Source organism: Leptospira fluminis, from assembly GCF_004771275.1.
Lineage (GTDB): Bacteria > Spirochaetota > Leptospiria > Leptospirales > Leptospiraceae > Leptospira_B > Leptospira_B fluminis.
Window position 1 is genome coordinate 166,660 of sequence record NZ_RQEV01000009.1, and the last position, 22,948, is coordinate 189,607.

Consider the following 22,948-nt stretch of genomic DNA (forward strand, 5'->3'; position numbering starts at 1 on the left):
CCTCAGCGCTTTGCGGACTCCGGTAGGCGGAATTCAGCGTTTAAAAGAACCGACTCTTCCCGTTCAGTTTCTACGAAAGAATGCGTTTTTCTTTCGTAAAGTTTCGCGCCGACGTCCAAACGGATTTCGTTGTATTTACGAAGAGCGAAGGCGTTTCTTTTTCCGAGTTTTTGCACGTACTCCCTTTTTTGATCGGGAGAAAGCTTTGCCCAAAAGAAGTTGCGATGTAAGAGTAATGCCAGAGCACCTATATGACCGAATCCTAATGTAGTCAGGATTCCCGCCTTCCAATCGTGCTTTCCGAAAGAGATGGATTCGTCCGTAAAACAGATTTGCGAATACGCATTCATATCGAAGTCCACGTCTTCCAGGTTTCTGTTTCCGGAAACGGTTCCTTCTTCGATCGCCTGAAGAAGTCCGATCATCTGCCAAATCGCGGCACCGGCTTTAGGATGACCCGTTAGGGATTTTTGAGAAACGACAGGCAATAGGTTTCCGGGTGTTCTTCCCAATTTTCCCATAATGGTACACAACAGCTTATTTTCGTTTTTATCGTTGGCCTTAGTGGAAGTGTCGTGTTTATAAGCGACCGCGATCGAGTCCGCATCCAGACCGAAATTTTCCAGCGCGTTTCTCAACGGGGAGATCTCGGTTTTGGATTCGGCCGCCAAAGAAAGCAGCCCGAGCCCGGGCGCGGGAATGGAAGTCTGGATTCCGTCCGTTCTGGAAGCCGCATATCCTAGAATTCCGTAAACGGGTAACCCCATTGCCAGAGCCAAATCCCCTCTTGCCAACAGAACGACTCCGCCGCCCTGAGATTCCAAAAATCCGTTTCGTCGGACGTCGTTAGGACGGCAAACGCGAGAGGGATCGATTCCGATTTCAGCCATATCGTCCGTGTTCGCCGTCGCATTCATATCTCCGAAACCGATCATACTCTCTTCAGCCAGATCGTCGAAGGCTCCTGCGATCATGAATTTCGCTTTTCCGGAAAGAATGGAATCCCGGGCCAATTCCAGGGATACTCCTCCGGTCGCGCAAGCGGCGACGGGCGTCTGCATGACTCCGTAGATTCCGGCATATGTAGTGACCGCCCAAGCGGCGTTCACATTGATCAGTGCCTCTTGTAAAGCGTCGTGTTGTCTTTCTTCTCCTAGTCGATAATCCAAGAACAATCTTTTCAGTTTCTGCATTCCCCCCATTCCTGAACCCACACTCGTCCCCACTTGGCTCGGGTGAACGTTTTCGAAAAGTTCGAACGGATCCAATCCAGCACGAAGATAGGCCTCGCAAGTACAGTAGAGGTTAAAGACGGTTACCGGATCCACCTGCCTGACCAGATCCTTAGGAATCCCGTATCTTTCCGGATCCCAACCGTCCGGAATCTGCCCGGCCACACGTCTTTGGATTCCGGCCGCCTTCTTGACTTTCAGCACGGATCCTTTTCTTCGCTTAATAAACCATTTCTCGGACTGAGCGTTATGGTATATTTCGGTGATTTCCGGTTCCGCTTTTTTAAGCTCTTCCGCTTCCTCCGGACCGGATACGGGAATGTAGAAATCTTCTTCCAGCACGATATCCGTGAATACCGGTATGGACGTAGGATCGAATCCGGAACTTTTTTTCTCTACGATTCGGATACCGGAATGTTTCAGGATTTCGGATTCGTATCTTTCCTTCACTTGCCATTCCGGAATTTCCTCTCCTGTTTGCGTGTCCGTCCAAACGCGGCCTTTTTCCCCGGCCTGATAACGAACGTAGCCCATCGTCCATGCCATTTCGAGACTAGCTTCGAGAGATAGACTGCCGTTCTTTTCCAATTCCCAACGGGTCATGGAACTTCCACCGGGACCGATTTCGGCGTATCCGACGATACACACCATTTTTTCCGGTTCGGGAATCGCTTCTTTTAGGAATCCCTTCAAGTCCGCATCTACCGGAATCTCGGGGAGACGGAGCCCCTGGCTAGGTAATTTCCGGATTCGTTTTTCTTGTCTTGGCTCTTCTAGATTCCGGAGGACGGATCGAAATTCCGAATTCCTTTTCGACCTGGATACGACTTCCCCTCTAATCTCCGCGAGTATTTCTCCCAATCCGGTAACGTTTCTCAAACCTCCGGTAAAGTCCGCTTTTACCACTTCCTGAGATTGGTTTCTCTGGCTCCAGGCAGCTAAGCCGATCAGTAAGTAACCCATCTCCATTTTCGAGAAAGTCCGAATGCCTGTTTTATCCTCTAGTATCGGAGCGAGCAGATCGTTCGCTTCCATAAGCCCTGTTCCCCTAACCCATCCAATAACGGATCCTAATATGCGAACTGAACTCCCCCATTCTTCCCTTTCGGAGAACCTTTTCCGGAACAAAGTTTCCAATCCGATTTTGGTCTCCGAATACATTCCGTCTCTTCCGAACATTCCATGGTTCGGAGATAGAGGAAGAATCACATTGAGTTTTCCCTCGGAAACGTCCGATGCTATCCTGGATCTTCCCAGTTCGCCGATCAATTTCTCCACTCCGACAAGCATGACACGAAGGGAAAGTAAGGATGAATCGTCTAACGCGGAAGCCGTGTTTTCCTCTCCGACCGCGGCAAACGGAAGAAGAAAGTCCGGATACCATTTTTTTGCGGATAACCGCTCGGACAGGGAGCGAATGTCCGAAAACGAACCTTGCGAGAACGGAACCACTTCCAACGAAGCGCCGCGTACCCCGAAGCGCTGAAAAATCCTCTTATAAAATTGAACCCTTTCCGAAGAATACGAAGTCGTGGTCAAAACGACCTCGGCTCCCCCGAGTAAAAACGCCTTAACGGTTTCCAATGCGATGGAATCCGGTCCGGCTCCGGTAACGAGCACTTTCTTGCCTGCAAAGGAAACGCCTATTCTACAAAGTTCGTTCAATACACGGGTGAATTCCTGCGTAGCCTTCGTATCGGCACGAAAGGTATTTCCCGAATCGGCGCTCGTTTCCAGAACGGAAACACGAGAGCCTGGCCCCGACCATGGATCGGATTTCACTTCGATTTCTTCGCAAAGAAAAGATCCGGATTCCGTTTCTCGAAGGTTCGGGCGAAGCACGAGCCGAGGGTAAACGAAAATGGGATTCTTATTTTCCTTTCCGCAAATCCGAGAAAGTAGACGACCGAACTCTTTGCTCGCGATCCTGCTGCGATCCGCTTCCTCCACCGTCCTCGGATTCCGAATCCTAAATTCGAATTTTTCTCTCCAAAAATCCAAGACTTCTTCCAACTCCGAATTAACGACGTTTCGGAAGTAGAGAATGTCTTCCGGTGAAAATTCGGAGTTCTCCCCGTTTGAAAATTCGGCAGCGCGGACTAGAATTCTTTTCTTGGCCCATTGCAGAGAATTCCGGAAGGATACGATTTTCTTTTCCGAAAAGATCGGGGGAATCGGATCAGGGGAAAGTGTGACGGTAGAACGAGCGTTCTCCAAAGAATTTAGATCCTGCAACAGGAATTCGGAATACGGATCCTCATCCAAAAGTCGCTTCTTAAGCTCTCTGAGAGATTTTGCAAAGGCTCCTTCCAGGCCGAAGTATTTCCGTTCTAGAGCTTCCAAAGCTGCGGCGTCCACTTTCATTCCACCGCCTCCGACGCCGAGAAAGTGTTCCTTTTTGGGGATCGTAATATTTTTCCAGACGGCAAACAGATCCAACGCTTGGTCCAGCCATCTGTACGCTTCTTTCGATCCTGAAATCCTGGACTTTAATCCGATCGGACTTAGTTTTCCTTTTCCAAGAGAATCCCCCTCTCTCGCCAAAAGAGGGAGATGCGAACTTGCGGCAAAAACTCCGCTTTCCGACAAAAGCCTCTCCTCTTTCAGGTGGCGGAAAATTTCCTTCCGACCAACGTCCGGCGGAAAGAACTTTTTGATCATATCTTCGAAAGAACTTCTTAGGTAAGGCCCGGGCTGCTCGTAGATAGCTTTGTCGTTTAAAACTTGGATCATATCCTTTAAAGGTTTGTCATGAGCTCCGTCCAATGCATTCGTTCGAAATTCGGCTCCGATATCCGCGAGCGCCTGATTCCGCTTAGAGGAATTTCCTCCGAACAGTTCGTCCAGACTGGCCGTTTCGGAAATTTCTTCCGCTCGGATTCCGGCTTTCAAAGAGATCAACGCGAACAATGCGTCTTTTTTTGCCAAAGGCAAATGAACCGGTTCTAAGGAGCCGGACGCAAAGGAAGAAGGGATAGTTTGAGCCGACGTCTCTTCGGACACTCTTTGAGGAATCTCTTTCGGAGAAACTTCCTCTAATGCAACTTCTTTGGTGTCGACTTTCCTGCTCCACTCCGCCTCCGGGGCGTCCTCTTTTTCGAAGAAAACCTCGTTACGATTCTCTTCTAAATGCAGAATTTGGAAATCGGAGGAATCGACTTTTTCCTTTAAACTCTGCCTGGCCATACCCGCCAAGTCTCCTCTCGCACCCACGTCGACAAAACGTCGCACTCCCATCTCTCCGAATAGGAGCTCCTGGGTTCGGATCCACTGCACGGGCATCGCGAATTGATAAGCCAAAAGTTCGATCAGAATGGTTCTTCGGATTTCGTTCGAATCCAGATCTTTCCGGTTTAGCTTCATGAGTTCCGCGATCTTTTCGCTGCCCGAAGTTTCGTGGATTTTTTTCAGAAAATCCGCGGAGCAACTGAACGGAAGAGCCACCAAATTCGGTATATATTTACCGTCCAGATCGTGTAAGGGGAGATCCTTCGGGATATTCTTCTCCAGAGTACTCCTGAACTCGGAAACTCCCGAAAATAGAATCCTGGAATGGAACGGAACGTCGATCCCCTCCAGTCGTATCGTGGTCTTTTTACCCCTTGCGAATTTTTTGCAATCCGCCTCAAGCTGTTCTAATGCTTTTATATTTCCGGTGACTGAATATTGCTTATCCCGAATATTATAATTCACTACCTCCAGATGGAGACCCGTTTTTTCCTTGGCATCCTCTACGAGTTGCAGGATTTTTTCCTGGTCCAAACCTACATGTCTGTTTCCAAGAACGACACTCATCGCGTAGTCGCTTTTTCCTTCCTGGTCCCGTGGAACCAACCTTTGCATCGTAAAGCCGCGATTATAAACGATTTTGAATACGTTCTCCGACTGGATAAACCCCCTTGCGGCCAAGGCCGAAAATTCACCGAGCGAATGTCCTGCAAACGGTGAATTCGGCACCAAGTAGCCTCTCTTTTTCAGAATCGCCCAGTCTGCGAGAGACTTTGCCACGAGAGCCACCTGAGTGAACTGCGTCAAGTGGAGCACTCCTTTCGGATGCACCCAATTTTTTCCGCCACAATAAATCGACGTGGGATTGTTTCTTACGATTTCCAGCAAAGAAAAACCTAATTCTTTTGTCGCAGTCCTCTCCGCTTGCGTCCAAATCTCTCTAGCTTCCGGAAATTCCTCTAAAAGCTTCATTCCCATTCCTTGCGATTGGGAACCTTGACCGGTAAACGCGTAAGCGGTTTTAGCGGGAGAAACGAATGCCTTTCCTCGAAGCTTCGTCTCTCCTTTTTCGTTTTCGACGGAGACCTCCAGAACCAGATTTCCTTCCTGTTGCGCTACATGATACGCGTTCAGTCTCAGTTCTTCGTCGGGATATACGGGTGATTCGAACCCTTCCTCGAAGGAAACCAATCTTCTAGGATCTCCTCCACATGCGAATCGGATCAAAATGTTCACCACCTGAGAGGAAGTCCATAGACCGTGCACGATCGGACCGTTCCACCCTCCCAGTCCCGCGAATTTGGGATCCGTATGAATCGGATTCGCATCCTTGGAAAAGACGGAATAGGAATCCATAGAACTCGGAGCGGTAAACGTTTCCGAAACGATCCGATATTTTTTTGCTAACGGTTGTTCCGAGCTTGAATTTTGAAACGTTTCGAAAACCCGCTCTATGCTAGATTTCCGTTTCTTATCGAACTTCTCAAAAAGTCTGAACTCCCCGTACTCGGATCGGTTTCCCCGGGAATCCGTCCGAGAAATGTTCCCTTCCGTCTTGAATTTATTCCGAGAGGTTCCTTCGACGGAAAGGGTGCGAGAGGATTGGAAATGGATGATGTCCCCCGCCTGAACCGTATCCGCTCCCTGCCTCTTCGATATCCAGGAGATGGTGCGGAAGGCATCTGCCTCCGCCTCCGAATTTAGTAGAATGCGATGATCGATAGGAATGGAATCGAAACGAAGAAGATCGCCCGTTTTTCCTCTTACTAGAAATCCGGTTTCAAATTCTGCGAGAAGCTTCTCTCCGGCTCCGATATTTCCTGAAACATAGATAACCAAAGAATCCGCGAATTTATCCACCTTCGAAATTCGAGAGGAACACAAAACCGTATCACCTGCCTTCAGACCGGAAAATTCAGGGTACCATTTGAATTTCTGGGATAGATGAAGCAGCTTAAAGAGATCCGTTTTAGGAAAGGAAAACAGGGAAGAGATCATACTCTTCCAACCGAAGACGACTCCCATCGATAAAGGAGCCGTAAGAGATTCTCCCTCCGCCAAATCCTTACGGAAATAATCGTTCGTGGCCGTTCTGAACCCGACGATGTCCTGATTCGTCAACGTGAATTCGTTATGCGAAATCAATGATGACGGATTCGGACGTCGATATGTAGGTCTAAAATCCGACGTACCATCCAGACTCCATACCTCCGCGTAAAAACCCGAAATCGAATCTGCGCGAAAATGCAAGTCCTCCAGAATCACGGAACTCGGGCGACCCTCGGAATAGATTCGTCTTTGAAAAGGAATCCGTTTCTGAGCGGAAGGATGATCGAAAAAAAGGACCAGTTCGGCATTGTTCGCTTCCGGAGAAGTCAATCGGACCGAGGGAATTTCCTCTTCCATCCTAAAAGCGGATATTTCCGTAAACCTACCGGACTCGTCCGTTTTCCAAGAGAAGCGTCCGTATTCTTCGGACGAAAACAGCGCGGGAATATCGGATATCTTTCCGCCCAGACGCGGATAGGATAGAGCCGCGGAAAGTATGCCTGTTCCTTGAGAGCTCAAGAAGGAGATCCATTCCGATCCATCCGAGAAATCTCCGGCGACCCTTCGGACTTCCTTACGGTCCTCGACCTGTAAGATCCGAATTTTATTCGTGTCTACGGCTTTAAATGCAGGTAAGAAATCTTTCCAAAAATCCGCTTCTATCCGTTCCGCTCCCCGTTTTGTTCCTTCTACGAAGTTCTTCAGAATATGAGCGACCGGCTCGTTTGCTTTTTGAATTCCGACCAATGCACGAGGACCCGGAATCCAGGCGCATGCTTCGGGACGCATTCCGATACAATGCGAATACCAAAGCGAATCGGAACGAATCCAACGCACCAGATCTTCGTCAAGTATCGGAATGAAATTGACAGGCTTGCCGGGGCGCCTGCAAACATCCAGGAAGAATTCCCGGTCTTCCGGAAGGAGATACGTGTCCTCACCTGCCGGATATTTTTTACTCCATTCTTCGATGAATTTTTCGGGATCGTCCAGTTTCTTCGGATTTTGAAGCAAGGAAACGGCATCGGATTCCACGGACGTCAGTCGCCCTTCGAAACGATATACCAATTCCTGAAGACGCGATCTGAAACTTATATCTATGAAAGGATGATCCGGCCAATTCCCCTCGGGAGAACGGAGCCTTTCCCCCGGACATACGAGTTCGACATACCTTCTTAGCACCCGATTATAGGTCATCGAATCCAAATCGCCGAAATAAGGCTTAGCGGTTTGATTCAAAAGATTGAATATCTTCTCCCGATTCTTTCTCACGTTCTCGCGAGCTTCCGTCGGTTCCACGCCTTTGGTTAGTCTTTCGGCCAATTCCGAAAGTTCCGTCCAGAGGTTCGAAGCGTAATAAATATCCGCGCCTAATCCCGATTTACCGGAAATCACTCCACCGGCGTCCTTTGCGTCTTTGGTTTTCTTCCAATCCTTGGAGCCGGACAATCTAACCAGCTCTTCCTTGATCGGTTGGGACGTCATACATTCCGATGCGGACATCAGCCTGGTACCTAGGAAAACGGCGTCCACCGGCTTTTTAACTTTAGGATCCCAATCTCCGGATAACCAAAGAGCTGCGTCCTCAGGAGAACCGATGCCGCCTCCCACCGCTAAAATTACGTTTGATCTTTTTCGAATGGAAGCGTATGTGCTCTGGACTAAATCCTCCAATTCCTCCCAACTGTGATGTCCTCCGGCCGCACCTCCTTCGATCTGTATCATTAGAGTGAGATGCGGAACCTTATCGGCGATCTTCAGCACCTTTTGTATCTGTTCTACGGTGCCAGGCTTGAAGGAATTCAGCCAAATTCCGAGCGAAGCCAATTCGTTTAATAATTTAACCGCTTCTTCCGTATCGGGAATTCCTGCGGAGACGGTCACTCCTTCTATGGGGAATCCTTCCGATTTACATTTCTTGACCAACGGAACGTGAAGATTCCAGAGATAAGAGTCAAGATAAAGCAGATTGATCACGATCCCGGTTCCGGAAGGGATGCCGTCTTGTATCCTTTTCAATCTCGCACGAAATAAATCCTCAGTAACCTGGCCTCCCCCGGCCCATTCCACGATATAGCCTTCCTTCGCCGCGGCGACGACGATCTCAGGCTCCACTGTCGAAGGAGTCATTCCACCTCCGAATACGGGAGGACGCCCGGTCCATCTGGAATAACGGTTGAGAGGAAAATCCTGTCCTGAGGAAAGTTTAGCGAATCGTACTGCGTAGTCTGACCACGCGTCCGGAAACGTCAAATCCAGGGATCTCGTATACGCGCGAAACCCCTCTTCTTGGCTCAGGTTTTTCGCCAACACAGAGCGTCCTTTTAGGAAGGGAACGGTAAGTTTCTCTACGAATTCGCCCGGACCGAAAGAAAGGACTAGATGTTTTCCCTCACTCGAAACCATGGATGAAAGGGTCCGATTCCAATCCAGCATATCTCTCGCGACCATCGAAGCGAATTCATAGGCGAGATTTTTACGGGATAAACGAATATCGGATCCGTCTCTCGTGTCGTATAACGGAACGGCAAGATCTTCCGTTTTCGGGAAAAATCCGATTCGATGAAAATCGGACTGAACGATCTCTACTACTTCTCTTAGAAAGAAGGAATGAAAAGGCATGGACGCATTGACGAAATTCCAAGTTTTCAAACCTTCGAATCCGGATCGGGACAGATAGTCTCGGAATTTCAGCAACGCCTCCGGAGATCCTCCGAAAACCTTATCGCTGGAATTATTCAGTAGACAAAGGCATATAATTTCAGACTTCGAGGAAGAGTTATACTTTTTCAGAATATCCTCGATCGGTCCGTTCGATTCCGGAAAACGCATCTGGGCCATGGAAGATGCATTTTCTCCTTTTTTTCCGAACCGACGCATCGTTTCCGGATCCAACGGCATATCAGGATACAGGATTTGTGCCCTGTAGATTAAAAAGAACATAGCCGCAAAAATGGTTTCGAAATGACGGAGAAAGGAAGCCTTGTCATTAGAGGAGGAAAATAACAAGCCGGCAAAAATCCCTTGGGAATGGCCGTAGACTCCGTTTGCACGTTTTCGAAGTTCCCACCAATCCTCTTCGTTTCTTAAAAAGCGGAATAAATTACCAGCCTGAGCGGCGAATACCAGAGGCACGCTGTACACCGAGGAACGCAGAAGAATCTCTTTCGGGATTCCTTCCGGATTTCTAAACCACTCCCGTAAGGAAAAGCCGTTAGGATACAAAAAGGAATATTTTTCAGAATCGACCTGATTCATGCAACGTTCAACGACGGAAAATAAAGAGGAAAAGAATTCCGAATTTTCTCCCTCAGTTTCGTATAGGGAGAGTAATTCCGGGATCGGGTTACTTCCTTGACCCGCGAATAAAATGGAGGTAAAAAAGTCTTCGCTACTTTCCCGATTAATGAAAGTTATCGATCCGTTATTCCCTTTTTCATTCTTTTCTTGTAAATCTTCCATATTCGCAGTCTTCATTTCGTCCCTCTGTTCATACCAAATATATTTAATATTATATTGATCATTTTATAAAACCATTATGCCTTTATTTCGATTGAAGGAGCATCTTAGAAATCACGATACGCTGTATTTCGCTGGTTCCTTCGTAGATTTCGGTGATTTTAGCGTCGCGAAACATACGTTCCACTTCGTAATCGGTGATAAAACCGTAACCTCCGTGAATTTGGAGCGCTTCCTTCGTTACGAACGTAGCCGCTTCCGAAGCCGAAACCTTACACATGGCGGATTCCATCGCGTAGTTAGGGAGATGATCTTTTGCCCAGGCGGCGCGATACGTAAGCATCTTGCTTTGTTCCAAACGGGTGTGCATGTCGGCTAACTTGAATTGAATCGCTTGAAGATCTCCTATCGGTTTTCCGAATTGCTTCCTTTCCTTCGCGTATTGAAGAGATCTTTCAAAAGCACCTTCTCCGATTCCCAAAGCTTGGGCAGCGATTCCGATTCTTCCTCCGTTTAAGGTTTCCATACTTATTTTAAAACCTTGGTGTTCTTCACCCAAAAGGTTCTCCACGGGAACTCGCACTTCGTCTAACGCGAATGCGGTAGTATAACTCCCGCGGATCCCCATCTTACTTTCGTTTTTGAGAATCACGACGCCCGGACTTTCCAAATCAACGATGAAGGCGGAAATTCCCTTGTGCCTCAGATTACGATCGGAACTCGCAAAGACGATTCCGGTCCCGAGAAACGCTCCGTTCGTGATGAAATTCTTGCTACCGTTGATTATGAAATATTCCCCGTCTCTCTTATATGTGGTGCTTAGATTGGCCGCGTCGCTTCCGGCATCCGGTTCGGTTAACAAAAAGCATCCGATCTTCCTACCCGTTGCGAGATGCGGCAGCCATTTCTCCTTTTGCCGATCGGTTCCGAATCTGTAGATGGGATCACAAGCCAGAGAAGTATGACCCGAAATGAGCACTCCTGTGGACGCGCACGCTTTAGAGATTTCCTCGATAATGATGACATAGGAGAGAATGTCCAATCCTGCTCCCTGGTATTTTTCGGGAAGATAACTTCCTAAAAAACCCATATCGGCCATTTGACGGATCAGTTCGTCCGGAATTTTATGTTCCGCATCTATGGTCGAAGCGATCGGTTTAACCCTTTCGTTTACGAACTGACGAACACTGTCCTGCAAGATGAGCTGCTCTTCGTTTAATAAAAAATCCATTTCTAAACTCCCTCGATCTGCGCCTTTTTTTTAGGTCTCATAGCGGTAAAAACCGCGTCCGGTTTTTCTGCCCAGATGCCCGGCTTCGACCATCTTGACGAGCAGAGGACAAGGTCGATATTTGGGTTCCTTAAATCCGCTGAACAAGACGTTCATAACGGCAAGACAGGTGTCCAAACCGATGAAATCTGCGAGAGTGATGGGGCCCATAGGTTGGTTGGTCCCCAACTTCATTCCTTTGTCGATTTCCTCCGGTTTCCCTACGCCCTCATAAACCGCAAAGATGGCTTCGTTTATCATGGGGATCAGGACCCGATTCACGATAAAGGCGGGGTAATCCTCCGATACGCAGGATTCCTTTCCCAAATGTCCGACCAATTCCTTTGCCTTTTGAAAGGTCAAGTCGGAGGTATTATGACCGCGTATGATTTCTACCAACTTCATCAATGGAACAGGGTTCATGAAATGAAGTCCTATCACGCTTGCCGGGCGATTGGTTGCGGAAGCTATCCTGGTAATCGAAATTGAGGAAGTATTGGAAGCGAGAATCGCTCCGTTTTTTACCAAAGAATCAAGTTTTTCGAATATATTTATCTTAACTCTCTCGTCTTCGCTTACGGCTTCTATGACGAAATCACAATCCTCAAAATCGGATAAGCTCGAGGCTTTTCTTATATTCGAAAGAGTCGACCTTATCTTGGCTTCGGGAAGGCTTCCCTTTTGGAACAATTTAGACAAATTTCGTCCGATTGTAACAATGGATTTATCCAATTGATGTTCGCTGATGTCATATAACTTAACACGATACTCAGCTTGGCCCAAAACCTGCGATATACCGGATCCCATTTGTCCGGCCCCTATCACTCCTATGTTTTTCATGGTTCTTCTCTCCGTTTTTCGCTTAGCAAAAAAATCCCGCGCCTGTATTCTAAGCCTCGAAAAGGCTTTCGAAGACGAAAAAGACGCGGAGAAAACTGAGCGAGTCACTTAACGATACCGATGATCCTTTACCGAAATTTCTTTCGCTTTCTGATCTTCGATTTTAGTATACGAATCGCGCTCGGATATTGCTTGAATGAAGCGGCTTAAGCCGGTTGTTTTATTTTGAACAATTCGGCTATCGTAAATATTTATTCCGCTTCACTTCTTTCGCTTTCAGATAAGCTTAAAGGCTGAAATTGTGGTTCTGATTTTATTTTTATGCAACGGGGTTCCGTAATGAAAAATTCCCTCTATATATGGGATTCGCATGTTCTCTATGCCGCATGGGAGGAAACCACCGCTTTGCACAGTCTCTACGCAGCCTCCATTCTGATTTCCGTAGATCGACCGGCCTTTCTATACCTCTCCGACGGGACCTCGATAGAATTCACGGGAGTCTTCCTCCCTCCGAATCGAGTTTATCGAGAGATGGCAAAGCAAACTCACGTGATGAATTTATACATCGATCCGGATTCGGAACTTTTCAGACGAATCGAAGGAATGATGAAGGGTGGCATTCAGACTTTCGATTCCGGAAAAATCCCCAACCTGGAGGAACTCGCAAAAAAGGCCATGCTCGAGGAGACGACCGACGAAGAAGTTTACGAAATACTGAGATATATAGTGGAGACGGTCTTCGGTTCCATTTTTCCGTACAAAGAAGGACGCTCTTTGGATCCCCGGGTGATGACGGTCGTAAACCACCTGCATTCCCTTGCGCTGATACCGCACCCTCAGGAAATCAAACTCGAAAAACTTGCAAAATTGGTGAACCTATCGGAGGACCGGTTCAGACATTTATTTAAGGAAACGTTATTTATTTCCGTCCGAAAATACATACTGAATTTAAGATTAAAAGCGGCGGCAAGAAACATGCCTAAATCCGTGAATCTTACGGAGGCCGCGCATATAGCCGGATTTTCCGACTCCGCACATTTTAGCAGGACGTTTCGAGCCACTTACGGCCATAGACCTTCCGTCGTATTTCGCTCGTCAAAACGCACAAGAATTCGATCCATTAAATAAATAGTATGCAAGCCCCCCTTCCCTTTTCCGAACAACTCCGCCTCCCCGGCCCCCCGCTTGTACATCCTCTCCCAGTAAGATGTCTTTGTTTTGGTGCGGCGTCCAGCTCACGAATCCTGTCATCGGGATGTTCGAGCCCATCGTTACTGTGCTGATAATTAGGAAGCCCGCAGAGGCGCCATTTTCTTTGGCCGCGTCCCTCGCTATTTCGTCTATTACGATACCTTTATGTTTCTAGTCTCGGGTCAGGCTCTCACCTTCGGTCAAGTTATTGTGCTTCTTTTATATTAGCCGAATTTACCATTACCGCCAATAACTTGACCCCGGTTCGATCCTTCGCGGGGTTGTGAATGGAGGATCCATCGGATTACTTTAGGTTATTGTATTTCTCGTATTCGGAATCTTTCAAAAAGTTCGTAATTTCACTCACGCAAGTAGCCTAGTTATATGCTGAGATAGTATTTACCTGACAGTCATCGAAAAACCGGTGGCCCCAGTTTCTTCCGAAAGAGAAAATGATTTTACGACAAATTATTTAAACTCAGGAGAAACCGATGACCACCTACACCAATGCAACAGCAAAAGCCACTAGAAGAAAGCTAAATTTACTAGAGCTTGCAAATGAATTAGAAAATGTAAGCAAAGCCTGCAAGATTATGGGATATTCCCCTCAGCGAAAACCAGATCCGGCTACTCGAAAAATTCGATCCTGAATACAGAGAAAGGCACATACAAGCCGATTCGCATGGGGGCGACTCTTTAACACTAAAATCCCTGTCACGGCTGTTCAAACTCTTAACAACGACGTTCTCCCCTTCTTCGAGGAGCACAATGTTAAAGTTCAGACTGTCTTGACCGATAATGGTCGTGAGTATTGCGGAAGAGAAGACCAACATCCGTTCGAACTTTTTCTACAATTAGAAGATATCGAGCGCAGAACCACGAAGGTTCGAAGACCTCAGAGTAACGGCTATGTGGAACGTCTTCATAGAACCTTACTCGACGAACATTTCAGAATTGCAGGAAGAACCAAATTTTATGAATCGATTGAAGAAATGCAAATTGATCTGGAGATTTTCTTCGAAGAATACAACTACAAGAGGGCACACCAAGGAAGAAATATGAATGGAAGAACTCCATTTCAGGTCTTTATCGAAGGAATCAAAACCGAGGAAAACGACGAACCAATTTTAGAAAATTAGGAAATTTCTTTCTGAAGAAATGTCAGGCGAATACTATCACTGTACACGTAAAAGAATCATAACTTCTCCCGATGTCGTACGATACGAACGTACTTCGTATCATCGCTCTCAAAATCTTCCGACATAGGGAATCGAATATTTAAAGCATCGCATACTAGATCTATAGGGGACGCAAATACCATTTGCCATAGATCATCCGGATTTTTAGAACGGGGTTGTTTGAAATATTCTCCCCGCCATAATAAACCAACGGGAGTCCCTTTCTTGGAAAGTACTACTGAGCCGCTATCTCCATGCTCTGCAAAGATTTGGTTCGGTTTTTTAGGAGTGATTACAATTCCCGCCTTATTATGATCGTCTCGGCTATTTGAGATCCACTCCAATCTCATACATCTTACAATTCCATTCGTGATTCCTGTAGTACGACCTGATTTTTTAACCGAAGAAAGCAATTTTGTCTTAGCCGTCCCGGCGGCCACTACTGGTTCGTTACGGACCAGGGTCTTTAAATCCGCTCCTCTCACATTTCCGTCGTCTTCCCGAAGAGAGACAATCGCCGCATCGATATATGCATCTTCATTATATTTTCCTTCATATTTTTTAGTTTGCCTACCTATCCAAAGCGACTCTCTATGTCCTAGACCATCCAGCAAGCCAGGCTGGAACACTCTGTTATTCAAAGTTTCACTTCGATCCCATTTGCGTACGACATGTGCATTTGTTAAAAGTACCTTTTTAGCGCCTTGTTTTACTACCATGCCGAGGGTTCCGGCGGAAGGGTTTTGTCTCTTGTGCCAAGGACCGATGCCTCCGCTAATGCTAATTCCTCCAACCAAGGGATCCTGTTTCTGTTTACGAATCGGATCCGGCTGTACATTACCTCGGATCATTGTCCCGGGGTGAGCCATCTGCCATAGGATCGTCGGAGCAGACTTCATTTTTTTCCCGATTTGAGTCGTGATCTTTTCCGGAAAATCATCTATCTCTGCCAAGTCCGATACGATAAGAAGGATTCCCAATCCTGTTCCATCATATCCTTCTTTTTTCTCGGTGCTAACGGTTCCAATGCCCAAACCAACGGAAATAATTTCGTCCTTTCTATCATCTAATATCCTCTTTGCCTCTTTCAAAAAAGGGAGAAGTCTTTCTTCATCACCCATACTTCTTTATCCCTTCTCCACTCGAACCATCTTTCCTGCGGTATAACCGATCTTTATTTCTTTCTTCGGCCCGACGGTACAGACAATGGCAGGAGTGAGCACATTACTCACGGTCCCTTTCACAAAATAACCCTTGTCCTTACTCCAATCGATGCTGACCAATTCGTCTATGAGCTGCCATACGAAAATCGTCATCGGTTCGTTGAATATATTCTCGAAAATGTCTACAACAGTATAAGTACTCCGCTGGGATATGGTAAACGAACTGGATTTCAAAGAGCTATAGGAAAGATCCGCCGAGGCGCTTGCGCTAACCACTCCCCACCCGACATTCGCGGATAAATTCACTGCAGCTTCAAATGTATCCTGAGTACTGGAAGTTTGAGTCTTACCGGATCGCACCGTATGTTCGATTGTCCGTTTCATACCTGGCTTTAAGGTAATCGAATCCGCGGAACGTTGCCAATATTGGGAACGAACTAACTTACCGCCCGCATTTAACCCGACGACGACCCTTGGGCCGTTCGTAGGAACGATGATCCCGATCTCCGGATTCGGTCGAGGAAAGGGCCCGATATCGTTCGGATCACAAAGAACGGATTGAGTAAGTTGGATGGTTTGATTTACCTCATCGGAGACGACTGCTGCGGAAATAAAAGCGCCGGTTACCATTTCTGTGAACAAAAGAGCATCCCCTGGGTGCAGAACCCATTGTGAAATACGAGGCTTCTGAGGAGAAAACTCAAAAGAAGTTCCTGCCTGGATCCAAAATGGAGGGAAAAAAAGAATATCCCTCATACCGTATTGATCCAGTTTAAAACCCATCACGTCCACGGTTAGATTGTTCTTCACCGTAACCGTAACGGGATTTCCCTTTGGCACGGACGGAAGTTTTCCGTACATTGCCTTTACATATAAAGGATTCATTATCTTCTCCCCTTTTCTTCAGAATGCGCTTTTTCCAACTCTTGACCGAATTCACCGGCAAGTAAACCGGACCGATCCATAGGTACACTGTCCGGGAAGATTAGTTCCAATTGTTCGATGAATTCTTTTCCGGGAGCGAATTCTATTACTTCGATCACCGAAGGGCTTTGAGCTACAGCGTACGAAGCCAAATATTTCTCGTTCCGTATGACCAAAGTTTCGTCCACAAGACGCCATTCGAATGCGATAATATCGTATTGTGTTGTATTCTCCACTTTAGTCTCTATTTGAGTTTCCGAATCCGATTCCTCTGTTGCGCTAAATCCGGTGGTACTGCTATTACTTACTGAACCACTCGCACTGACTGAAAAAGCTCCGATTCCGGCCCCTACGCTCAAACTAGCCGCTTCGGCCAGAGTCTCTTCGGAAGAAGAAGACCAAGTCGTGCCTGCCTGTTGAGAGCTATAGATCACGTGTTTATGCTTAGGAGCGAGTGAAATAGACTCAGGAGATCTTTCCCAGTATTGTATTCGTAATATTATATTTCCTGCATTTTCACTGTACCCTACGAGAACTCTTGGACTGTTCGGGGGAATAATGATCGTACTACTCGATTTTGGAACGTCTCCGATCTGGTTCGGCTGAGCGAACTGATACGGATGAATCATCAAATCCCAATGGGGAACATGGGGTAGTTTCGGAGGTTCCGGAACTGTCCCGGCGCAAATAATGGCTCCTCCGAGAACGGATCGAACCTCATAGCTTGCTCCCTGGAAAGTTGTAATCATCTGCTGAGCGCGGTAAGTAAGCTCGCACCAAAGATCGCGATTTCCTTGCTCGTCTATATGGACTACCTGGACTTTTACCCCTCGTAACATATTGTAAAAGCGAATTTGTACCGGGACGTCCGACTGTTTTTTAGAACGAAGAGTCCCGTTGATTGCGGAAAGAAGATCTAAGTGAGACATAGAAGATTCCTGATAATTTTATTTTTTAAATATCTTATATTTCTTTCATGGATTCGAATATTTTCGATTGTGCATTAAGCGAAATAAGGCCTAAGAAGTTGCCGATTTTAACCACGAAAGTGGGAACTGTCTGTCCGTACTATTACTAGGTTTCAGTCTTATTTTCCGAATCGGGTAAGAGGGATTTCTTGAACTCTTGCGAGGGTATATATGAAATTTATTTCCCCAGTACAATCCTAACAAAGGAGAAGCGGCGGAGAACGAAAAAGCCGAGAGCCTTCCTCTAAAAACGGAATACTACCACAAGATCACTGAGTTCTTCTTAGATACCTTCTACCCAAAGTTCTGCCCGGAATGTAAGATCCAATTAACGAAGAAAATCGCTACGAGAGACTACCTCATTCGCTGCGAAGAGTGCCATTACCTAACCTCAAGACTCTCATATACTCCCCTCCACCATTTTAAACTGCCTCTCTGGGTGTTCGGATACGTGTTAGAAGAAGCATATCTACAAAGCCCGAAAGTTCTCACTGCCTCCGCAATTCAGAAGAAAACGGGAATCTCTTACAAAACGGCGCTACTTCTAAAACGCAGAATCCAAATCTTCGCGAGTGAACAAAAAGAGAACGTAAGAGACATGCTGTATTCAAAATTGCAAACGGAGATTGAATTAGAATTTTTAAAGGAAAACCAGCGCATTGAATTTCCAAAACGATCTAAAACCGGGCGCAAACCTAAAACAGAAGAAGCAAATTTCGCGGAGAAAAGCGCCCTAATCATAAACGCGGATACGGTAGTACTCTATTCAGCCTCTCAAAGAGCAAATAAAGGCCGGAAAAGGTACAAACACAGCGGTTCTACAGCTTCTATCTATATGAGCGATAAACTGGGCGGGAAGCAAATTGGTACTTTGGTGCATACAATCGCCGCAAGCAACGGAGCTTTAATCTTAGATTCTGTACCAGACCAGAAGATGAATACTTTAGGGCCGATTATAAGAAGAAATGTACCGGAAAGATCTCCTATACACACGGATTCAGGGTACCCTTGGCTAAACGGAATATACGAAGGCCATAGAATGGTAAACCACTCAGCCCATTCTAAAGACAAGAGGTACCAATGGGCGAGAAATCGCTGGGTAACTAAGGACGGAGTTCACATCCAATACGCGGAGGGAAATCACAGAGCGATCAAGCAGGCATTCTCCTCTTATGGATACATTAGGCCGGAGTATTCCCAGCTTTACCTAAACGAGTTCTGCTTCTTCCGGAATCTAAGGGTATTCGGGTTGGATGCGATTGTGAAAAGCTGGAGGGAGAAGATCGGGGTCGTCGAGGCAAGGACAGGGGTTGAACCGGACAGAGGGCAAAGCAAGCCGCTTCATTCGGGGGGAAAAACGAGGCGGTTAGAAGCTCCACCTGCTTCGCAGGCGCTTCGTTTTTCTCCTAAGCTGAAAGCTATTATACAGACCACTGTGTGGATTAGCAACAAAAAATATCCCCCTACTGTAGACCCTAAAAACTACCTAAGTCAGAACATAAGGAAACTGAAATATTCCCCTCTCTCCTTAGTAGAAAGGAAGATCAAATCCTCTTTTACGAATGAGGGTTTCCTGAAAGAAAATGCCGAAGCACTTCAAAAATCAAAATACTCAATGCTTCTCCAAGAAATAGATATGAATGATCGGTTTTGGAAAGATCCGAATTCCATCTATTTCATCAAAAGCAAAGAACGGCAATATTCTCACGTAGCTGAGATCCTTTGGGCCGAATTACCTCTAAATAAACCCATTTCTCTCTTTCGGATTTTGGAGAAGTTACGCATTCCCGAAGTATCTGTCTATCGAATCCTTCGGAAATGGAAGAAAACAAATCTGATCGAATTCAATACATCTAATGTGAGAGATCGTAGGAGACCTACAAAGAGTACCTTTATAAAAAGAAAGTTTACGAAACTCCCAGGATTATTATATTCGAAACGATTCCAATAAATTGATTAGGAAAGGGCAAATGAAGGAAGAAACGGAAATTCCCACACTGGAAGAATCCTATGAATTCGACTACAAGTTCACAACTGAAGAATTCGATAAGCTCTTACTGGTCCAAAAGAAGAAATGCTACTTAACAGGCCGTCCCCTAACTATGGCGAATATCAATTTATCCCATATCATTCCGTTTAGCAAAGGGGGAACACATGACTTTAATAACCTTTGCTTTGTCGTAGAGGAGGCGAAGAGAATAAAAAGACATTATACGGATGAGGAGATCGTAGAATTAGCCGTCGACATTATCAAGCACTTGGGGCCAAAGTATGGCTACACAATCAAAAAAGCTTCGAAGTGAATTCCCGAAACGGGTCGTAAGATCCAAAATTTCCAACTTTGAACAATACGTTCAAAGTGAAATAGAAAGGATCCGAAAGAAAGCCGAAACTCCGCCCACTCCTACTTGGATATCCAAGGGACAGGTAGTCGCAAGAATTCAAAAGGAGTTATACAAAGAAATCCAAGAGCACATAAGGGATTCTTCACTTCACCCAAAAATCGAAGATCCCTGGAAGGCCGCGAAATTGAATGCGATGGAATACATCAATCGATTGAATACACCTGCAAAACTTGCTTACTTAAGAGTCAAAGACCAGTTTAAGCAAGAATGGAACGAATATATCCAATACAAGAAAGAGCAAGAAAATCCCAAGGGAATCAGTAACAAGAAAGAATGACTGCAAAGAAAGCTCAAAGTTCAAATATCTACAAACTGCAAGGGGAAAAGCTGGGGGAATTCAACGGATTCGAAATCGACATTTCTGAATTCGAAGAGCGCCCCCCATTCTTAGGAAGAGACAACCGAGGGTTCGCAGGAATCGTTCTTTTTCTAAGGCATATCCAAAACGCCATCGGGGATTTCTCAATCAGGCTAACGACTGGAAATACGGAAATTATTCGGAATAAAAAGGAGAAATCGATCCTAATCATAAACTCCGAAGAACTCCAGAAATATACTACGAATGTATTTACGGGTAGAACCGAGAGTGACCGGAGACTCGCGGAAGACTTTGTATTCAGACACAAGATTTCAGACGTCCCGCCAATTGAGGCCGGAAAGATCGAATCCATTCTATCAAAAGAAACCAATTTCTCCGATCTTAGTAAAGTAGATCAGAAAAGTATTCTGAAGCTCTTCAAAAAATCCCGAGGTGATGTTTCTGATGACGTCTGGGAGTTCGTGAGGCACATCCAGAGTGATAGAATACAAAGCATCATACAGGAATTGGAGAGAGGAATTTCCGAAGAAGAAACAAAGAGTCAGAAGAAATCTTACTGGAAGGACTTAATCCTTGAATTGGTCCACCTTTCTTCTGGGAAGGCTTTGGAAGGAATTCTCTCAAAGTTGAATATGATTCCCACAGAGTATCGAAAATCCTTTTCTTTCGCCGGGCCTACCACTCTTCGGGTTTATAGCGTTCTTTCTCCTGATACTCCACTCTTATCCTGGGACCAAAAGAAGAAATCCTGCAATTGGAGTTCTGATCTTTCCAAGGAAATCGATAGTTTGAGTAAGTTACTATATACCTTGGAACATTCAAAGACTGATCGAACCAAGATAGAGAAGTTCTTAAAAATACCGGAGAATTTTTTGAATTTCGAAGCGATCTTGGTAGCGGGAAGTTCTAAAGAGGTTTCCGCAAGCCCGAACAAAAAAGAATTTCAGACTTTACGAGGAATTTTGAGAGGCACCAAGGTTTTGACCTTCGAGGAGTTTATCGCTATTCAAAGAAAGTAATCTCCTTCGCGGGCCGCTAAACGGAAAGTCGTAGGCATCCAAGATTCAACTCTAGGACGTTAGCCTGCAACCTGTATCTGCTTGCCGCAAATTTCTATTGACTATCGTCTTTCGTTTATTTTAATATAACCGTGTCCCGGATTCATTTGAAAAAGCTGATTCTTTTCTGCGCGTTTCCCTTCTTAACGTACTGTAAACACGGAAGCAGTTCCGACATGGCTCAGAATTTAACCCTGATTTCTCTTCTCACTGGCGGATCCGGGTGTGCGACCTTGCAGCCTACGACTACACCACAGCCTCTCAGTTTTAATCTCATTTACGAAAGCACTGGCCCGACGATGGGCTTTCATCCAGTCAACAAAATGGTAGTGAATAGCCTTGATCTCGGTCGAGGTGTGATCTGGAATTCAATCTCGACTGATGTTTCCAAATTTGGGATCAGTTTTTACAAAAACCTAGATCCATGTTCCAAGCAGGACACAACAAAGACGACTGGTAGTACTGATATTGCAGGAGGAGGAGCTTCATCTAACCAAGTAGCTGAAATCGCAATGAACGGCAACGGAAGCTACGTCGTCCAAACCATAAGCGGCTTTGCAATGAATACAAACCCTTCCGACATAACAGTAGCTCTCAGTGCCGCAAACCCTTGTAAACAGTCAATTACCTTAAGTTCGACTAACCAAAGTGTTCAATTCGGACAGGTCGGAAACAGTCCAATTGCTATCTTAACTATAAACAATATTTTAGCTACTCAATCGGTTATCATCTCAACCTCGACGACAAATATGCAGTCGTTTAGCAACTTTGTCTATTTCAACGGATCGACAGCTTGTAATCCAACTTCTCTAGCCAGCAACGCATTTACAGTGAATGGAGCAAGCACAACCACAAACGTCATCCTGAATCCTGCGATAGGAGGAAACTATATAATCCTATTATCCGGAGTGAATGTTTCCGTCCCTTCTGATGTCGTAGCCAAAGTACAGTAAAACAAAAGAGATCACAGCCTTTTAATCGTAAGAAATTAATGGACCACTGGTTCAATAAAATTGATCTCACTTTCAAATCCAAAAAAACCTAATATCAATGGAGTAAAGACACCATCCATAAATCCAAGAGGTGCGATCGCCCATAGCTTTAGCGTACGCTTGAAAGAGAAACTAGACTCATTTGCTTTTTCAAACCGAAGGACTCTTATGGATTTTCCATCACTAACTAACGGGGGACAGGAAACGTATTCATCAAGGTCCTTTATAATTTTACAATCGCCATTCGCTTCATTAATCTTAAATTTACCTTTCTCGGCAAGTGGAGCCAATCCAAAGTAAATATCCTTTTGACCAAAAAAACTCAATACCGGAGGATAATTTCTCATAAAGCTAATTCTCACTCGACCGTAAAAAACTCCCTTCTGCATAAGCATCTCATGTTCATCAGGACTAACATTTTGCTTAAATTGTATCCTTCCCCATTGTTCAAAATTAGCAATATCTGTATCCGCTTGGTTAGACAAGGATACGTTTAAAAGAATTGGAGCGGAGAATTTATCAAAGTGAAAAAGCAGTGCTTTCGTTTCAGGTAAATTTCCTTCAAGACCTATGTTATAATAATGTGAGTATAGATTAATTTTCTTATCATTGTAGTATGAAGTAACACAACCCATACTTGCAAAAATCGAAATCAAAGAAATTAATCTATAT

14 protein-coding genes and 1 pseudogene are annotated in these 22,948 nt (G+C 45.6%); 8 read left to right on the top strand and 7 right to left on the bottom strand.

The window, feature by feature from the left end; all coding sequences use genetic code 11:
• Positions 1-2 precede the first annotated feature (2 nt).
• The 3 genes from EHO61_RS08810 to EHO61_RS08820 form a co-directional block, all read right to left on the bottom strand.
• Complete coding sequence (locus EHO61_RS08810) at positions 3-9,986, bottom strand: type I polyketide synthase (protein WP_135813251.1); 9,984 nt, start codon at positions 9,984-9,986, stop codon at positions 3-5.
• 67 nt (positions 9,987-10,053) lie between these two features.
• Positions 10,054-11,199: an acyl-CoA dehydrogenase family protein gene (locus tag EHO61_RS08815; protein ID WP_135813252.1), complete on the bottom strand. Its 1,146-nt coding sequence runs from the start codon at positions 11,197-11,199 to the stop codon at positions 10,054-10,056.
• A 30-nt stretch (positions 11,200-11,229) separates the two neighbouring features.
• The gene (locus EHO61_RS08820; protein WP_135813253.1) at positions 11,230-12,078 is read right to left on the bottom strand and encodes a 3-hydroxyacyl-CoA dehydrogenase NAD-binding domain-containing protein; all 849 of its coding nucleotides are present in this window, start codon (positions 12,076-12,078) and stop codon (positions 11,230-11,232) included.
• Between the two features lie 339 nt (positions 12,079-12,417).
• Here EHO61_RS08820 and EHO61_RS08825 point away from each other — a divergent pair, with 339 nt between their 5' ends.
• From EHO61_RS08825 to EHO61_RS08830, 3 genes and pseudogenes are all read left to right on the top strand, one after another.
• A complete protein-coding gene (locus tag EHO61_RS08825) occupies positions 12,418-13,206 on the top strand; it encodes an AraC family transcriptional regulator (RefSeq protein WP_135813254.1) in 789 nt (262 codons plus the stop codon).
• A 554-nt stretch (positions 13,207-13,760) separates the two neighbouring features.
• Positions 13,761-13,919, top strand: a complete 159-nt coding sequence (locus tag EHO61_RS17430) for a hypothetical protein (protein WP_425460342.1) — start codon at positions 13,761-13,763, stop codon at positions 13,917-13,919.
• Positions 13,870-14,387 (top strand): annotated as a pseudogene (locus tag EHO61_RS08830) (integrase core domain-containing protein); the annotation flags it as partial. The gene EHO61_RS17430 and the pseudogene EHO61_RS08830, both read left to right, overlap by 50 nt.
• A 77-nt stretch (positions 14,388-14,464) precedes the next feature.
• On the opposite strand, the gene EHO61_RS08835 reads toward EHO61_RS08830, so the two are convergent.
• The 3 genes from EHO61_RS08835 to EHO61_RS08845 are packed head-to-tail and all read right to left on the bottom strand — an operon-like array spanning position 14,465 to position 17,463.
• Entirely contained in the window at positions 14,465-15,568 is a 1,104-nt protein-coding gene (locus tag EHO61_RS08835) for a trypsin-like peptidase domain-containing protein (protein WP_135813255.1), read from the bottom strand.
• 6 nt (positions 15,569-15,574) lie between these two features.
• Positions 15,575-16,495, bottom strand: a complete 921-nt coding sequence (locus EHO61_RS08840; protein ID WP_135813256.1) for a hypothetical protein — start codon at positions 16,493-16,495, stop codon at positions 15,575-15,577.
• The gene (locus EHO61_RS08845; RefSeq protein WP_135813257.1) at positions 16,495-17,463 is read right to left on the bottom strand and encodes a hypothetical protein; all 969 of its coding nucleotides are present in this window, start codon (positions 17,461-17,463) and stop codon (positions 16,495-16,497) included. The genes EHO61_RS08840 and EHO61_RS08845 overlap by 1 nt, the downstream gene beginning before the upstream one ends.
• Positions 17,464-17,953: 490 nt before the next feature.
• Between EHO61_RS08845 and EHO61_RS17350 the strand changes: the two genes are divergently transcribed.
• From EHO61_RS17350 to EHO61_RS08870, 5 genes are all read left to right on the top strand, one after another.
• Complete coding sequence (locus tag EHO61_RS17350) at positions 17,954-19,453, top strand: transposase (RefSeq protein ID WP_246032056.1); 1,500 nt, start codon at positions 17,954-17,956, stop codon at positions 19,451-19,453.
• A gap of 19 nt (positions 19,454-19,472) precedes the next feature.
• On the top strand, positions 19,473-19,805 hold the full coding sequence (locus EHO61_RS08855) for an HNH endonuclease (RefSeq protein WP_135813258.1): 333 nt from the start codon (positions 19,473-19,475) through the stop codon (positions 19,803-19,805).
• On the top strand, positions 19,774-20,184 hold the full coding sequence (locus tag EHO61_RS08860; RefSeq protein ID WP_135813259.1) for a hypothetical protein: 411 nt from the start codon (positions 19,774-19,776) through the stop codon (positions 20,182-20,184). Before EHO61_RS08855 ends, EHO61_RS08860 begins: the two co-directional genes overlap by 32 nt.
• Positions 20,181-21,245 carry a Shedu immune nuclease family protein gene (locus EHO61_RS08865; protein WP_135813260.1) on the top strand — a complete coding sequence of 355 codons (1,065 nt, stop codon included), beginning with the start codon at positions 20,181-20,183 and terminating at the stop codon, positions 21,243-21,245. The genes EHO61_RS08860 and EHO61_RS08865 overlap by 4 nt, the downstream gene beginning before the upstream one ends.
• Positions 21,246-21,460: 215 nt before the next feature.
• Positions 21,461-22,237: a hypothetical protein gene (locus EHO61_RS08870; RefSeq protein ID WP_135813261.1), complete on the top strand. Its 777-nt coding sequence runs from the start codon at positions 21,461-21,463 to the stop codon at positions 22,235-22,237.
• Positions 22,238-22,272: 35 nt separating this feature from the next.
• Here the strand turns inward: EHO61_RS08870 and EHO61_RS17215 are convergent.
• A partial coding sequence (locus EHO61_RS17215; protein WP_167884838.1) for a hypothetical protein occupies positions 22,273-22,948 on the bottom strand: 676 nt, incomplete at its 5' end.

Bases quoted from the DNA above. Each gene is read 5' to 3' on its own strand.
- EHO61_RS08810 (WP_135813251.1), bottom strand. From the start codon at position 9,986: ATGAAGACTGCGAATATGGAAGATTTACAAGAAAAGAATGAAAAAGGG.
- EHO61_RS08815 (WP_135813252.1), bottom strand. From the start codon at position 11,199: ATGGATTTTTTATTAAACGAAGAGCAGCTCATCTTGCAGGACAGTGTT.
- EHO61_RS08820 (WP_135813253.1), bottom strand. From the start codon at position 12,078: ATGAAAAACATAGGAGTGATAGGGGCCGGACAAATGGGATCCGGTATA.
- EHO61_RS08825 (WP_135813254.1), top strand. From the start codon at position 12,418: ATGAAAAATTCCCTCTATATATGGGATTCGCATGTTCTCTATGCCGCA.
- EHO61_RS17430 (WP_425460342.1), top strand. From the start codon at position 13,761: ATGACCACCTACACCAATGCAACAGCAAAAGCCACTAGAAGAAAGCTA.
- EHO61_RS08835 (WP_135813255.1), bottom strand. From the start codon at position 15,568: ATGGGTGATGAAGAAAGACTTCTCCCTTTTTTGAAAGAGGCAAAGAGG.
- EHO61_RS08840 (WP_135813256.1), bottom strand. From the start codon at position 16,495: ATGAATCCTTTATATGTAAAGGCAATGTACGGAAAACTTCCGTCCGTG.
- EHO61_RS08845 (WP_135813257.1), bottom strand. From the start codon at position 17,463: ATGTCTCACTTAGATCTTCTTTCCGCAATCAACGGGACTCTTCGTTCT.
- EHO61_RS08855 (WP_135813258.1), top strand. From the start codon at position 19,473: ATGAAGGAAGAAACGGAAATTCCCACACTGGAAGAATCCTATGAATTC.
- EHO61_RS08860 (WP_135813259.1), top strand. From the start codon at position 19,774: ATGGCTACACAATCAAAAAAGCTTCGAAGTGAATTCCCGAAACGGGTC.
- EHO61_RS08865 (WP_135813260.1), top strand. From the start codon at position 20,181: ATGACTGCAAAGAAAGCTCAAAGTTCAAATATCTACAAACTGCAAGGG.
- EHO61_RS08870 (WP_135813261.1), top strand. From the start codon at position 21,461: ATGGCTCAGAATTTAACCCTGATTTCTCTTCTCACTGGCGGATCCGGG.